The sequence below is a fragment of the Moorena sp. SIOASIH genome (assembly GCF_010671925.1).
In the GTDB taxonomy this organism is placed as follows: Bacteria; Cyanobacteriota; Cyanobacteriia; order Cyanobacteriales; family Coleofasciculaceae; genus Moorena.
Genome location: NZ_JAAHIH010000004.1, coordinates 1,198,964 through 1,214,673, shown reverse-complemented (window position 1 = coordinate 1,214,673; position 15,710 = coordinate 1,198,964). Strand labels below are relative to the sequence as shown.

At 44.7% G+C, this 15,710-nt stretch carries 9 protein-coding genes; 3 read left to right on the top strand and 6 right to left on the bottom strand.

Annotation, left to right across the window (positions count from 1 at the left end):
* Positions 1 to 47 precede the first annotated feature (47 nt).
* On the top strand, positions 48 to 1,061 hold the full coding sequence (gene hpsN, locus F6J90_RS26690; protein WP_293100429.1) for a hormogonium polysaccharide biosynthesis glycosyltransferase HpsN: 1,014 nt from the start codon (positions 48 to 50) through the stop codon (positions 1,059 to 1,061).
* A 17-nt stretch (positions 1,062 to 1,078) separates the two neighbouring features.
* Entirely contained in the window at positions 1,079 to 2,254 is a 1,176-nt protein-coding gene (hpsO, locus tag F6J90_RS26685) for a hormogonium polysaccharide biosynthesis glycosyltransferase HpsO (RefSeq protein ID WP_293100426.1), read from the top strand.
* A gap of 870 nt (positions 2,255 to 3,124) precedes the next feature.
* On the opposite strand, the gene F6J90_RS26680 is transcribed toward hpsO, so the two are convergent.
* The 6 genes from F6J90_RS26680 to F6J90_RS26655 form a co-directional block, all read right to left on the bottom strand.
* Positions 3,125 to 4,534 carry a glycosyltransferase family 2 protein gene (locus F6J90_RS26680; protein WP_293100423.1) on the bottom strand — a complete coding sequence of 470 codons (1,410 nt, stop codon included), beginning with the start codon at positions 4,532 to 4,534 and terminating at the stop codon, positions 3,125 to 3,127.
* Positions 4,535 to 4,924: 390 nt separating this feature from the next.
* Complete coding sequence (locus tag F6J90_RS26675) at positions 4,925 to 6,694, bottom strand: fatty acyl-AMP ligase (protein ID WP_293100420.1); 1,770 nt, start codon at positions 6,692 to 6,694, stop codon at positions 4,925 to 4,927.
* A gap of 494 nt (positions 6,695 to 7,188) precedes the next feature.
* Positions 7,189 to 7,965: an SDR family NAD(P)-dependent oxidoreductase gene (locus tag F6J90_RS26670; protein WP_293100417.1), complete on the bottom strand. Its 777-nt coding sequence runs from the start codon at positions 7,963 to 7,965 to the stop codon at positions 7,189 to 7,191.
* 1 nt (position 7,966) lies between these two features.
* Entirely contained in the window at positions 7,967 to 9,571 is a 1,605-nt protein-coding gene (locus F6J90_RS26665; protein ID WP_293100414.1) for a GMC family oxidoreductase, read from the bottom strand.
* Positions 9,572 to 9,769: 198 nt separating this feature from the next.
* Positions 9,770 to 10,540, bottom strand: a complete 771-nt coding sequence (locus F6J90_RS26660; RefSeq protein ID WP_293100411.1) for an aspartyl/asparaginyl beta-hydroxylase domain-containing protein — start codon at positions 10,538 to 10,540, stop codon at positions 9,770 to 9,772.
* 355 nt (positions 10,541 to 10,895) lie between these two features.
* Entirely contained in the window at positions 10,896 to 12,716 is a 1,821-nt protein-coding gene (locus tag F6J90_RS26655) for a fatty acyl-AMP ligase (protein WP_293100802.1), read from the bottom strand.
* Positions 12,717 to 13,716: 1,000 nt separating this feature from the next.
* Between F6J90_RS26655 and F6J90_RS26650 the strand changes: the two genes are divergently transcribed.
* Positions 13,717 to 15,429: an aminotransferase class I/II-fold pyridoxal phosphate-dependent enzyme gene (locus tag F6J90_RS26650; RefSeq protein ID WP_293100408.1), complete on the top strand. Its 1,713-nt coding sequence runs from the start codon at positions 13,717 to 13,719 to the stop codon at positions 15,427 to 15,429.
* Positions 15,430 to 15,710: the final 281 nt, after the last annotated feature.

Here is a 15,710-nt window from a genome sequence, read left to right as displayed (position 1 = left end):
TCGGACGATAGCATGTTAGTTAAACTGTCGGCATCATGAGTAGTTCAATGCTTAAGGACAAATTACTCACAACAACGACAATGATTTCTGTAATTATCCCTACTTACGGACGGGAAGACCCTTTGCGGGATACCTTGGAAGATGTCCTGAAGCAAGACTACCCTGCTTTTGAAGTACTGGTTGTCGATCAAACTCGAACCCACAAACCAGAGATTCAATCCTATTTAGAGCAGCTGGCTAATGCTGGTAAGATTCGCTGGTTCCGAGTTGATTGGGCGAGTTTGCCTGGGGCAAGAAATTATGGGGTAAGGCGGGCATCCGGGGACATTATTGTGTTTATCGATGATGATATCAAGATGCCACCGGGGTATTTAACTGCTCACGCTCGTAACTATGAACAATCCCCAGAGATTGGGGCAGTGGCAGGACGAGTATTTGACCGGATGAAGCTAGCAGAGAAAGGAGCAGCAGTAGATTCCCCCACTCCCTCTTACACTATTGAGGACTTGCCTAAGGAGGCCATGGACCCTGGAATTGCATGGTATTACATAGACTTAGTCCATACCGTGAAGCCCCAACGGGTGATCTCAGCCCGAGGCTGCAATATGTCTTTCCGCCGGGAAATTTTTACCAAGTACGGGCTGCACTTTGATGAACAGTTCCGGGGCAGTGCGGTTCGTGAGGAGTCGGATTTTTGTTTGCGATTTCGCCGCACCGGTTATCAAATTTGGTATGACCCAGATGCTTATTTAGTCCATTTAGGGGAAGAAACTGGGGGGTGTCATGATATTAGTACGCGATCGCTTGAGTATCAGTTGACCTTTTATCACAACCATTTCCTGATGGGGATGAAAAACCTTACCCTTAGTGAGCAGCTACAGCTGTTTGGTCGTCTATTTGATTGCCACGTCTTAGGGAATCCTCCTTGTAATAAAAGTGGTTCCCCGATCAAAATTATTAGCCGTGCTGGTTTCTACATGTTGGGTTTTTTAAAAGCACTTGGTACACGCATCAAATCTATCTGGGATGATGGTCAAATTTATACTCGGCTAGACCGTTAACTGTAAAAAAATTACCTATGAAAATCTTAGTTGCTAGCCACTCCTATATTGTTGACCTTAACTGCGAGAAGTTACGAACACTCGCTCAGTTAGAACCTAATATTGAGGTAACTGTGGTGGTTCCCCGGCGCTGGCGTCCTGGTGGTGTCCAAAATCGCATCATTGAAACCCAACCCCGTGAGGAAGATTCATTTCGGGTGGTACCAGTGTCTAACTTTAGTGAAAATAATCAGGGGCTGCTGACATTTGGGCTAGATATTATCCCTTTATTGAAACAGTTTCGCCCCGACATTATTCAAGTGGAACAGGGAGCTAAGGCATTAGGTTATGCTCAATTTATTACCCTGAATAAGCTATTGGGACTGAAAGCAAAAAACCTATTTTTTACTTGGTGGAATCTGCCCTACCAGGTAAAATTTCCGGTGTCTGTGTTGGAAGGGTATAATCTGCGCCATACCGATGGACTGATTTGTGGGAATCAGGATGGGGTAGAAATCCTGCGACAACATGGTTATAACGGACCAGCTAAAGTAATGCCCCAATTGGGGGTAGATGAAAGCCTATTTCGTCCCCAACCTCAGCCAGAGTTAAAACAGCAGTTGGGAATTCAACCCAATGACTTTGTGGTGGGATTTGTGGGACGGTTTGTAGAGGAGAAGGGATTACTGACTTTAGGTAAAGCCCTAGCTGGGTTATCTGGGATGCAGTGGAAGTGGCTGCTGCTAGGGCGTGGTCCCCTCAAGCCGATATTGATGGAAAAGGCGGCAGAGTGGGGAATTAAAAACCAACTGATTTGGATTGAGAGTGTTCCCCATGACGAGGTACCTCGTTATATTAATGTGATGAATACTCTGGTGCTACCATCAGAGACTAATTATAAGTTTAAAACCTTAACTAGTGTAGGTTGGAAGGAACAGTTTGGTCATGTGCTGATTGAGGCGATGGCATCTAAAGTACCAGTAATTGGTTCCGATTCTGGAGAAATTCCCTATGTGATTGGGGATGCTGGGTTGGTGTTTCCTGAAAAAGATGAGTCGGAGTTACGACATTGTTTACAGCAGCTAATCAAGCAACCAGATTTGGCTGATAAATTAGGAAATTTTGGTTATGCAAGGGCAATGGAGCAGTATACGAATCAGGCGTTAGCTAAACAGCTGTTGAATTTTTATCAGGAATTAAGAATTAAGAATTAAGAATTAAGAATTAAGAATTAAGAATTGAGAATTAAGAATTAAGAATTAAGAATTAAGAATTGGGAATTTAGAATTAAGAATTAAGAATTGGGAATTAAGAATTAAGAATTAAGAATTAAGAATTGAGAATTGGGAATTGAGAATTTAGAATTTAGAATTGAGAATTTAGAATTTAGAATTTAGAATTTAGAATTTAGAATTTAGAATTTAGAATTTAGAATTTAGAATTGAGAATTTAGAATTTAGAATTTAGAATTTAGAATTTAGAATTTAGAATTTAGAATTGGGAATTGGGAATTGAGAATTGAGAATTGAGAATTGAGAATTGAGAATTTAGAATTTAGAATTGAGAATTGAGAATTTAGAATTTAGAATTTAGAATTTAGAATTGAGAATTTAGAATTGAGAATTTAGAATTGAGAATTTAGAATTTAGAATTGGGAATTTAGAATTTAGAATTGGGAATTGAATTGAGAATTGGGAATTCTGCATTCACCATTCACCATTCACCATTCACCATTCACCATTCACCATTCACCATTCACCATTCACCATTCACCATTCACCATTCACCATTCACCATTCACCATTCACCATTCACCATTCACCATTCACCATTCACCATTCACCATTCACCATTCACCATTCACCATTCACCATTCACCATTCACCATTCACCATTCACCATTCACCATTCACCATTCACCATTCACCATTCACCATTCTGCATTCTACATTCTTAATTCTACATTCTTAATTCTACATTCTTCATTCTACATTCTTCATTCTACATTCTTCATTCTACATTCTTAATTCTACATTCTCCATTCTTCATTCTTCATTCTACATTCTTCATTCTACATTCTTCATTCAATCTTCTTCGCTACCACCTCTATGGACTGTTTTGACCCATTTCAACCGTTTAGCACGCACAGACATCCGAGCGGTAGTAGCGGCCATCACCAGCATCCAGTGCAATAGATAAAGGTTTCCCCTCAAGGTCTGCAACATAGGAACCAACAGGCTAGAAACACCTAATCGTCGATTTTGATTGGTGCGGCGCAGGCCGACAAACATGCCAATCACTGATAGGGTGACAGTTAGGCCAGTAATGGGGCTAAAAATAGGTAGACGGTTACGGGCAATAGCCATCAAACAGTCTGGTACAGCAGCCGTGGGCAAAAAGTACTGGATGATCAAGTAGGTAAATAAATCTAGAGTTTTCCGCAAACCTAGGCGGTTACTTACAATTAAACGCCAGTAATCGAGATAGCGCTGGTACCCTCCTTCTGCCCAACGGTTCCGTTGATGCCAGAGTGCGATCGCACTGGTAACTCCTTCTTCTTCTACTGGCGGGCAATTGAGAAAGCCAATATCCCACTGATCGAGGTGTAGGCGAATGGTTAAATCTAAGTCGTCGGTGATGGTTTCTTCATTCCAGGCACCGCAACGCTGTAGTGCGGAACGTCGAACAAACTGACCATTGCCCCGCAATTCACCAATCCCACCAACTGCAATACGTTGCTGTTGGAAATAGCTGTCGAGAGCCATTTCTGACATTTGCCCTCGTGTCCAGAAATTCAGTGGTGCATTTGCGATCGCTTTTCTGACCTGCACTGCTCCCACTCGTGGGTTAGTAAATAAGGGTAACACCCGGCGCAGCATATCTTTGGGAACTTTAGCATCTGCATCAAATACTGCTACAATCTCGCCTTTGGTTAAACCAAGTACCTGGTTGAGTGCCCCTGATTTCCCTCCCCCGGCATTAGCACTCCGGTGCAGTACCTTCAACTGGTCGTATGTTGCTGCTAACTTATCTAATATTTCTGGTGTTTGGTCAGTACTGTAATCGTCAATTACCCACAGTTCATACTGATTTTTGGGGTAGTCTAATTGACACAGAGACTTAACTAAATTACTGATCACACTTTCTTCATTTTTTGCTGCTACTAGCAGAGACACAAAGGGAAAATCGTCTTTCTCCTCATCTAAACAGGGTTGAGGGGTTTTTAACGGTCGAGCCAGAAAGCACCGTAGGGAATGAATTCCTAATATCGTTGTTAAGCTCAAGCTCACCCAGATCCCCCAAGACACCAAATGCAGTGCTATTGTTATGCACCACACTATGGTTAACACTAAAGCTGCTTTGCGTCGGCGTCCTTCTAGTCCCTGGAAAAGTAAGCTAGTTTCAAACTCTTCCTCTGACAAGTTAGACAGCATAGAGCCAAGTTGGTTCAGATCTTGGCTTGGCGCTTTTTCTGACCAGGAATTCTCCGACATATGCTATGTACTGCAACTACTCATAAACGCCACTGATGCCTTATTCTATCCGAAAGTGTTACAAAATTGTTAAATTCTATCAAGGAAAGTATACTTTAGGACATATAGCAGAAGTCAAAAGTCAGAAGTCAGAAGTCAGAAGTCAAACTCTTGCGCTTACTTAGGTTTGAGACTTTTGTCATGTCCTAACTGCCCTGGCGACTGCTATAACTCTCATCTGGGGTTTCAAGGGAACAGGGAAAATAAACATCTGTTAACCTTTACTTCCACGCTGTAAGCAGTCTGTTCAGGAAGTTTTGAGGCTTAGGGCAAGGTGTTATCTTAATGGTGTTATCTTAATGGTGTTATCTTAATGGTTAAGGGTGCCTAAAGCCAATAGCCTAATCCCTATCATTCTATAACCTCCAGAGTTGCAGCCAGAAAACTCTGGCGACAGGCATGACGCTGAATCTTACCACTAGAGGTTTTGGGAATAGTACCTGGTTTGAGTAACAGAGCAGTATGAACCTGCAAATCGTGATGTTGTAAGACTGCTCGTCGGATTAACCGAATTAACTCCTTGGTATCAAGGGCATGGTCTTTCGCGCCATTGCCAGGGTCAGAAGTAGCTAGCCGAGTAGATTTCCAATAGCTACGTTCTACCTCAGCAATCACCACTAACTGTTCTTCACCAGCAATATTTACCGAAAATCCTGCCGAACACGTGGGTCTGAGCAAGGAGTGGGTGTTTTCTACGGTCCATTCAATATCTTGGGGATAGTGGTTACGACCATTGATAATGATCAGATCCTTCAGACGACCAGTAATAAATAATTCACCGTCGAGCATGAATCCCAAGTCACCCGTGCGTAGAAATGGCTTTTCCCCCATTGATGCTAGAGTTACGCGAAAGTTCCGTTCTGTTGTTGCCGGTTGATTCCAGTAACCTTGGGCAATGCTTGGTCCTGATACCCAGATTTCTCCGACGTCTCCGGGGTCACATGGGGTCAAGGTTTCAGGATGGACAATTACAATCTGCTGGTCTGGCAGACTTTGACCACAGCCTACTATGGTAAGGGTACCTTCTTGCTCAACACTAGCTGAGACAACCTGATTTTGCTCCAGTGCTGCCCCCTCAACTGTTTTTAAGACAATTGGGGCGCTTTTGAGACCACCAGAAACCATTAAGGTGGCTTCAGCCATGCCATAGCAAGGGTAGAATGCTTCTCGGCGGAAGCCACAGGACTCAAATTTAGTGGCAAACCGCTCCAAGATGGCGGAGTTAATGGGCTCAGCTCCGTTAAAGGCAATGTCCCAACTACTCAAATCCAAGTTTGTTAGTTGTTCCGGCTTGATTTTGCGTACGCATAAGTCGTAACCAAAGTTTGGTCCTCCACTGCTGGTGGCTCGATAGTGGGAAATTGCTTTTAACCAGCGGATTGGACTTTGCAAAAACATCAACGGGGACATCAGAGTAGCTGGAAAACCGCCGTATAGAGGTTGGAGTATGCCACCAATCAGACCCATGTCATGGTACATCGGCAACCAACTCACCACACTGCTGTGGTCGGTGTGCTCAAAATACTGATAGATAGCAGCTGAATTATGGACTAGATTGCTGTGGCTAATCATCACTCCCTTTGGCTGAGCGGTTGAACCAGAGGTGTATTGGATAAAAGCTAGGGTGCAACCATCTATAGCTGGTTGCTGCCATGATTGAGCTAAGTTGCCGTTGATGTTTTCTGTGGCTACCCACTGCAGTGTCTTGAGTTCTGGAGCCTGAGTAAACCGTCGCTCTAAATTAGACAGGATTGCTTGGGTAGTTAGGGCTACCCTTGCCAGGGAATCTTTGACAATTGCCTGAACACGGACAAGGGAGCGGTTGGGTCTAGGAGGATAAGCGGGGACAGCTACAACCCCAGCGTACAGACACCCGAAAAATGCACAAATATAGTCTAGACCAGGGGGATAAAGGAGTAGGGCAGTTTCTCCTTGGGAATATATTGATTGCAGGTGAAACGCGATCGCTTGGGCTTTTTGCTCCAACTGTTGGTAAGTCAGACTGACCTGTTCGGTTTCTCCATCCACCAAAAAGGTATATGCGATCGCATCTGGCTGGTTAACTGCTCTGTAGCGCAGGATATCAACTAACGTGGCTGCTTGGAGAATAGTTTGTGACACCTTTTACCCCTGCACTCAACAACTTACACAAAACAACTTATTACTTTGTAAGCATTCAGCCGTCAGCATTCAGCCGTCAGCTGTCAGCTGTCAGCTTATTTTATTCAAAAAAGTATAGTGGCACAGACTTCGACGCTGTGACCTAACCCATAAACTGTTCCCGTAGCGTGGCTTTTGGCCTTGGCTTTTGGCTGATACGCGACACGCTGATACGCGACACGCTGATAGCTTACATTACTTTAGCCTAATTCCGACATAACCAACTATCCTGCTCTTGAAGATTCATAATTCAGTAGCTTCGAGAAATCATAATTCATTTTACTGGAATTTTTCAAATAAATAGTAGTAGTTTATGCAAGAATCCATCAATTATTAACACTACCCACCTTTACCATGACCGCTGATACGCGACACGCTGATACGCGACACGCTGATAGCTGAATCTTTACCCCCAAACTCTTGGAGGAAATTCACTATTTCCTACTTAGACCTACTTAGACAAATTTGCTGCCCCGAGGCCATCCAAACAACTGTAGTTTGTAAAATAAATTGGGGAACAAAGCAAAGAGGTATTTGAATATTTTAAAGCTAAAAGGCTCATCATAAGTTCCCACCCATTCTTTGTTTTTCTCAATCCAGCTGGCGATTGTATTAGCCACTTTTTCAGCAGGAGGAGCAGAATTGACTCGGTTGGCTCGGATTTTATAACCTTTTTCATTGAGACGGTTCACTGGTGCCCAAGCCAAGGGACCGCTGATCACACCAGGACGATAAAGCCTCATCCGAATTTGATGATTGCTGGCGTGGTAAACGATTGGTCCAACACCTGACCAGTAATAGTGCAAAGCGATTTTACCAGAATGATAGACTGGACCAAAACAAGAAGGGCTACCATCTGCAATCGAACCAATAGCAACAACATCCAGGGGTCGCTCGCGCTTGAGATTGGCTGCTTCAAGAGCTACCAATGCTGGCCAACTGTAGTTAACGCGATTCATCGATTCTACGATCTCAACCAGTGGCACTCCTCCATCCCCTACCTCAGTTTCGATTTGTCCTGCATTCAGGATGATCACATCGGGGTCATACTCAAGCAACCTTTGGGCATCTTCAAGGGTTTGTTGTTGAGACACACACAATGTATTGAAATAGTTACCTTCGAGGGTTTCTTGACGGGTGACACCGACTACTTGCCAACCACGATTGATATACTCTTGACCTAACGCACTGCCGAGGGTGCCGGAAATTCCTGTGATTACAACAGTTTTCATGCTAACAAGTCTCCTTAATATAATCTGCCACTCGCAGTGCATTAGCTACAATGGTTAAAGCAGGACTAACCCCCAACGAGGTTGGCATAAATCCACCATCCACAACAAATACATTGTCATGATCGTGCAAACGGCAGTATGGGTCAAGCACTGATGTTTTGGGATCGGTTCCAAAACGTGTGGTGCCCACTTGATGGGCGGTATGGCGATCATCTTTATCCCCGGTGGCACCAAACATGAATACTACCCCAGCATGGCCCATCACTTTCTTGAGCTGGCCCATGTAGTAACGGGAACGGTAAATATCGTAAGGATGAAATTTGTGGACTAGATGGATCGCTCCTGTGTTGCTAACCTCTACCCTGTTTTCGGGTTGGGGCAAGTCTTCGACAAATCCTGTCATCGCCAGCATCCGTTTGAGTAGGAATTTTGCGATCGCATCTGGAATTGGTACCGGTAAATTTTCTTGTATGCTCAGATGCCCAGGGATTGGCAAGGTTTGGGAATACCCGAGCTTATGGGGAAAATCTTCTGAACCAAAATAAAGATCCGTGAACCCTAACTGCTTGATGAAGGTATCTGCGCCACCGGTAGGTTTGCTAAACAACCCAGCCCCCAAAGCACCACAATGGTACATATAATTTCTGCCAACTTGACCACTACGACCAGTTAAGCCAGATTTGATCAGGATTACTGGGCTACCGATGGCTCCAGCTGCTATAATATAGGTTTTAGCTTTAAGCGTCTCAATTTTACCCGTATCGCGCCAGCGAAGTTTTACACCAAGCACCTTACCCTTACCGTTGGTCACCAAGCAGTCTGCTTCTGTATTAGTTTTTACCTGGAGATGGTAATTGCTGACGGCTCCATCAATAGCACATACCAACGTCGAAGCACGAGAGTCATTGGGGCAGTAGTAGCCTGGACATTTGGGACAGCGAAGGCAACGGTTAAAGTCGATGCCCAGGGGTAAGTGGAAGGGAGTAAATCCCGCTTTCTCAATCGCCCGCTCCAATTTCTGATTGATCGGCTCAAGGGGAGGAGTTTTGGCCGGATAGCTGTGGGCTGGTGTTTCTAGATGGAGGATTTTATTAGGATCATCTCCAGCAACATGGAATAATGACTCCGCCTGATCGAAATAGGGTGAGAGCTGATCATAAGTAATTGGCCAATCCCAGAGGTGACGTGGTAGCCATTCACTATAGTACTTGCCAGGATGGAAATCATGGCGGCTCGGACGCATCAACACTGCACCATACAGAGAAGTCCCACCACCAAGAATTCCGCCAATAAACACCCGGGTATTGCGCCCATTGACCTCGATGGTGCGGTCATCAAAAGCTGCCATGTCGATCAGCATTCGTTGCTCGTCCTGGTAAGGTTCACTGTCAGTGAATCGGTTACCACGCTCAACCAGTAAAACCTGCTTACCAGCTTTAGCTAGCGCCAACGCAACAGTTCCTCCACCAGCTCCGCTACCAATGATGATGGCATCAAAATCGTTTGTCATATAGTAAAGGGAACAGGGAACAGCGGATCTGGGAATAGGGAATAGGGAGCAGGGAGTAGGGAGCAGGGAGTAGGGAGCAGGAAGAAGTAAAGACATAAGATGTAGGAGATCAAAGGTAAGAGGGTAAAAAACCTGTGTACCTCGTAGGGAGCAGGAAAGAAAGAAAAGGTAACAAAGAAAAGGTAAAAAATTATTTTTACCTCTGCAGTCTTGATTCAGGAAGTACGATAAAAGCGATGCATCGCTATTCCTTATTCCCTATTCCCTATTCCCTATTCCCTATTCCCTATTTCTTCAAGAGCCAGCAAACACCTTATCTAAACGTTTTTCCCATTTCTTCTGATTAGCCATAGCATCTTGAACGTAGGGTGACCAAGCAATTACTTGAATAAATAATTGATTAATCCATGAAGCAGGAAAACGGAGGGGTCTAACAATATCTAGAAATAAAACCACCCGGATTCCATCGGTTTCATTCCATACCTCATGGGGGAAGGTATCATCAAATATCATCGCTTTTCCTTCTTCCCAATAGCGAATGTCGTTACCAACACGAATCCGACAATTTTCCTTTGGTTCAGGAACACGTAATCCTAGAAGACATCTGATTACCCCTTTATAAGGTCCCCTGTGTTCAGGGATATGCTTACCTGGTAATAGGATTGAAAAAAATGCCGTTTTCATACCTGGAATTTTTTCGATAATACGAGTAGTTTCCGGACATTTTTTACAATTTTGTTTAGATTTAATTCCATAGCCATAAAAACCATAGGTTTTCCACCGATTATCTGTACTGACATAATCTCCCTGGTCTGGGGAAATATCTTGGAAGGTGGGTAGACTATCTCTATATTTCAAGACTTGATCGAGCTCTTGGCGAATCGTAATCGATTGAGATTCTAACTCTTCCACCCAATTAAATTGGTCAGGCTCAAAGAAGGTTGAATTACCAATTAATGAATAATTAGTAATTAGCTTTTCCAACTTGTAGATAAGTGTTTTACCAATACCATAGATCAGGAAATTTCTGGCTTTTTCCCTAAGAGCCTCTAAAGAACGTTTCATAGTTAATTAAATTAGCTGCGCTTAGAGGGATATTTTACCATACCTAATTATTTTTTTTACTGGTTGCTAAAAAAATTCATTCGGAATTAGTAACTGGTGATTGGTAATCTTTAACACATTTAAGAATTCCAATAACGTAAGCATTCAGCAGTCAGTAGTCAGCAGTCAGTGGAAACCCCTGTCAGGCCACTGCATAGCTTATTCGCGCATCACCGATTACGCTACGCGCACGCTACGCGAACAGTAGACTGGCACAGACCAAAAGCACTGTGAAGTAACCCATAAGCTGATACGCGACACGCTGATACGCGACACGCTGATACGCGACACGCTGATAGCTGACCGAATAACAACGTTAGGATTCTGAGCCACCAACATTCAACTGACTCAACAGATCGGTAATACTACGCTGCTGAAGTTGACTCTGTCGCCATTCACCTACTGCTTCTAAAGTGCCATCAAGAAATCGCAGCCGACATTCCCGACGTTTAATCTTACCACTAGAGGTTTTGGGAATACTTCCGGTTTTCAGCAGCACAATCCCATAAACATCGGCAATATGCTCTTGGGCTACTGCTTGACGAATGGCTGCGACTACTTCATCAACTACTAAGTGTTTAAGGTAACTTCGCTTGATCTCTTGAGCAATAACTAATCGTTCTTCTCCTTCTAAATCCACGGAAAACGCTGCACTAGCGTTGGGTCGCAGGGCTGGATGACTCTTCTCAACAGTTGCTTCAATATGCTGGGGATAGCGGTTGTTGCCCCAGAGGATCATCAATTCTTTGAGGCGACCGGTTATAAAGAGTTCCCCATCTTGTAGGAATCCTAAGTCTCCGGTGCGCAGAAATGGTCCAGTGCCGGTGTCTTTTATATAGGCACCAAATGTGCGTTCTGTTTCCTCTGGTTGATTCCAATAGCCCTTGCCGACACCATTACCAGATACCCAAATTTCCCCGACTTTATTTTCTGGACACTCTATTAAGGTTTCCGGGTCAACAATTACCACGTGATCACCCAACCAGGGCTGACCACAGCTGACAATCCCTTGTGTTCCCTGTTGGTCTTTTGTAGCAACTACCACCTGATTTTCTCCTAAGGCACCTTGCTCGACATACTTAATCACCGGAGGGTTAGCTTTCAATCCCCCGGAAATAAATAATGTGGTTTCAGCCATACCGTAGCAGGGGTAAAATGCTTCTGCTCTAAACCCACAAGGGGCAAAGGTCTCGGCAAACCGTTCTAGGGTTTCGGCTCGAATCGGTTCAGCACCGGAAAACGCTACTTCCCAACTGCTGAGGTCTAGAGTTTCTATCTGTTCCGAAGTCACCTGGCGACACAATAGGTCATAGGCAAAATTGGGACCACCACTGGTGGTGGCTTTATAGCGTGAAATCCCTTGCAGCCAGCAAACTGGTTTCTGTATTAAGGCTACTGGTGACATGAGTGTAACGGGAAATCTGCCATAGATGGGCTGGATCACACCACCAATCAACCCCATATCATGAAACAAGGGTAACCAGATTACTCCTTGACTATTCAGGGTATGCTCGAAGCACTGATAGATCAAGGCTGAATTGTGCAGGATATTGCCATGGGTCACCATTACCCCTTTTGGCTTACCGGTAGACCCTGAGGTGTACTGTAAAAACGCTAAGCTATCCTGATCTGGGCGCTCGGTTTCAATCCAGTCTGATGCTAGAGACTGGGAAATTTCATTGCTTTCTATCCAAGACAGTTCAGTTAAGGTTGGGGCTAATTCTGGATTCGAGCTACACTGCTGCTGGATTCTTTTCCAGAGGTCTGTGGTAGTAAGGGCTACTGTGGCTTGGGAAGAAATGACCCGCTGCTGTAATTGGGCAATAGCCTGTTTAGACCGGGGGGGATTAGCGGTGACTGCTACAACCGAGGCATACAGACATCCAAAGAAAGCGGCAATGAACTCTAAACCAGCGGTATAGGGGTAGACTAATAAGGCACGGGAACCCCTGGCAACTAGAGACTGTAGCTGAGCAGCAATGGCTCTGGCCTGTTGATCTAACTGTTGATAGGTCAGATGACCAGATTCTGTTTCCCCGTCTGCTAGGAAAGTGTAAGCAATTTGGTTAGGTTGGTTTAGCGCTCTATCGACCACGAGATCGACTAAGTTGGAGTATTTAGCTTTATGGTTTGCCATTATGCGATCGCGAATTATCCCTGCTTTGTTTCCCCTCATACCAAGCCTAGAGGCGAAGTTACCAGACCCAATCAACAAAATCTGCATCTTACGAGGGGACGTACAACTCTTCATCCCCGCGTTTTTAAACGCGGGGATGAAGAGTCACAGCGGCTTTAGCCGCCTTGGGAAAATATTCCCGGGAAATCCGGAATCATCATCACGCCGATGTAGAATAAAGCATGGGTACAGGCTGTAAAACCGTTGGCTCAACCGGGAGAGAGACCCGCAATTGATTGCCCATAAAGTAGTAATGCCCGGAGGGTAGGGAAACTCCTCCTTAAAAACCCAACCGTCAATTAGCAGTTGGCGTGTGAACCTAGAACAATCACCTTTGAGATAAAACAAAGTAAGGTGGGGCACACCGAAACTTGAGGAAAGGAAGGGAAACGGACTCTTTAAGGCACTTCCAGTAAGTACTCGTTCGCGTAGCGTCGGCTTAGCCGATACGCTTAAGGAGAACTGCCCTCTAGGTCTGTCGTGAATTGACTGGGAATTTGGTGTTTTCACGGATTCGCGGGTTTTGTACTGTCCTGTTTTTTGGCGGCGTCAGAAATGGGAACTCGGCGGTTTACGGCGGTTCGTTGATCTAAGAATCCCCGCGTCTAATGACCGGGGAGTGTCAAGAAACAGATTTTTCGATGCAAAATAGCTTACCTGTCAAACGCTATCGGCGCAAGAGGGTAGACTTGACTTGATTGATATAATTTTTCACAAGTTTTAGTAGATCATGGCAAAATAACCATCAAGTCAACCCCAAAAATAGCAATTCATTGGCTTCAAGAGTGACAACAAGACCGAAATAGAGGCATAATCTCTGTTTAGAACATTATTAGCTGTTGAAGGTTCACAACTAGGCTCAATGATCTAAAAGTCATGGAGGGGTAAGGGCAGACGATCACCCAGTGCCATTAACTGCAGTTGGGTGATCTAATCTTTTAGTGTGGTGAAGGAGTGCAACATGGAATTGTTGAACCAGGTCTGGAACGGGAAAGAAAGCTCACCGGCCACTGTGGTTACGAGTGATCACAAATCTACCGTCAGTTCCCCAAAATTATCTCAAGCATCAAGCATTGCCACTTGGTTAGTGTCCAAGCTAGCAGAAGTACTTGAGCTGGATGCCCAAGAAATCGATATTCATCGGGATTTTACCGATTATGGTTTGAATTCTATTGAAGCTGTTAACTTATCCGGAGAGCTGGAGAATTTCCTTGGACATCGGCTTTCCCCAACGCTTTTATGGGATCACGACAATATTGAGGCATTGGCTGAGTATTTGGCGGAATACGTTGCTAAACAACCAACAGGAAACTCACAAGCTCACCTAGAAACCTCGTCAGGGAGGTCAATACCGGAAACGAATGGTCATATATCGGCCAAAAACGGTCTAATCCCAAATCAAGATGCAGAAAAGTTAGACAACCAAGATATCCCACCGGAATACCACCATTTCCACCTATATCCAGAATACCGCAAACTGCAATTGCAACAGGAGGAAATCAAAGCGCTGGGGGTCAACAACCCCTTCTTTACCCCCCAAGAACGGGTGGTAAACAATACCACACAGATTGGTGGCAGGGAATTGATTAATTATGCCACTTATAATTATCTGGGGATGTGTGGTGACCCAGTGATATCTCAAGCAGCAAAGGATGCCATAGATCTTTATGGTACCTCTGCCTGTGCTAGTCGTCTGTTGTCAGGGGAAAAACCCTTACATCGAGAGCTAGAAAAAGAAATTGCTGAGTTTATTGGTACTGAGGATAGTATCGTCTATGTGGGCGGTCATGCTACTAACGTAACTACTATTAGTCATCTATTTGGCAAAAACGACCTAATCTTACATGATTCTCTGAGCCACAACAGTATTTTGCAGGGATGCATCCTGTCGGGAGCGAGCATTATTGCTTTTCCTCATAATGACTGTCAGGCATTGGATAAAATACTCCAGGAGCGTCGTCACCAATATCAACGGGTACTGATTGTGATCGAAGGGGTTTACAGTACTGATGGTGACATTCCCGACTTGCCCCAGTTTATTGCAGTCAAGAAACGCCACAAAGCTTTCCTGATGGTAGATGAAGCTCACTCCATCGGGGTACTGGGCAAACATGGTCGAGGGGTTGGTGAGTTCTGTGGGGTTGATCCCGCTGATGTAGATTTGTGGATGGGTACCCTCAGCAAGTCATTTGCTAGCTGCGGTGGCTATATTGCTGGTTGCGCTGCTGTGGTAGAATACCTCAAGTATACCTCCCCGGGATTTGTCTATAGTGTTGGCATAGCTCCCCCTAATGCAGCCTCCGTGCTGGCTTCCATAAGGCTACTCAAGGCAGAACCAGAGCGAGTTGCACTGTTGCACCAGCGAGCTAAACTTTTCCTGGAATTAGCCCAGAAACAGGGACTCAACACAGGGACGAGTAAAGATTCTCCGGTGATTCCAATTATTGTGGGAGATGCCTTGAAGTCGGTGCAACTCTCTCAGAATCTGTTTAAGCGTGGTATCAATGTCCCGTTTATGTTCTATCCATCGGTGCCGCAAAATGCTGCCCGCCTGCGCTTCTTTATCACCTGTAACCATACGGAGGAGCAAATTCGCTTTACGGTGAACACCCTGGCTCAAGAAGTAGCAAAGCTTCAGCAGGACGATAGTACCCAGACATCATCCTTAGAGTAACTAAGAGTAACTATCTGATAGTAACTATACTGCACACGGTCATAACCTGAGCTTATTGATGATCCCTTAACAAGGGGTAACTCTCAGTTTAGGCCGGTGCTAAGTATAACTACTGACAGGTAAATCTAAGGGAAAACTGGCAACTTACAGATTACAAACCCCGTTGGCGGATTGAGTGGAAATTAACTCGGGGATCAGACTATATATATTAGCAAGCCTTAGCAACTAACTAACTGGGGAATAGTCTCCCACCCCGTTACCTACCTAATATTTACCTAACC

Coding starts and splice junctions, on each gene's coding strand:
- hpsN (WP_293100429.1), top strand. CDS start 48: ATGCTTAAGGACAAATTACTCACAACAACGACAATGATTTCTGTAATT.
- hpsO (WP_293100426.1), top strand. CDS start 1,079: ATGAAAATCTTAGTTGCTAGCCACTCCTATATTGTTGACCTTAACTGC.
- F6J90_RS26680 (WP_293100423.1), bottom strand. CDS start 4,534: ATGTCGGAGAATTCCTGGTCAGAAAAAGCGCCAAGCCAAGATCTGAAC.
- F6J90_RS26670 (WP_293100417.1), bottom strand. CDS start 7,965: ATGAAAACTGTTGTAATCACAGGAATTTCCGGCACCCTCGGCAGTGCG.
- F6J90_RS26665 (WP_293100414.1), bottom strand. CDS start 9,571: ATGTCTTTACTTCTTCCTGCTCCCTACTCCCTGCTCCCTACTCCCTGC.
- F6J90_RS26660 (WP_293100411.1), bottom strand. CDS start 10,540: ATGAAACGTTCTTTAGAGGCTCTTAGGGAAAAAGCCAGAAATTTCCTG.
- F6J90_RS26655 (WP_293100802.1), bottom strand. CDS start 12,716: ATGGCAAACCATAAAGCTAAATACTCCAACTTAGTCGATCTCGTGGTC.
- F6J90_RS26650 (WP_293100408.1), top strand. CDS start 13,717: ATGGAATTGTTGAACCAGGTCTGGAACGGGAAAGAAAGCTCACCGGCC.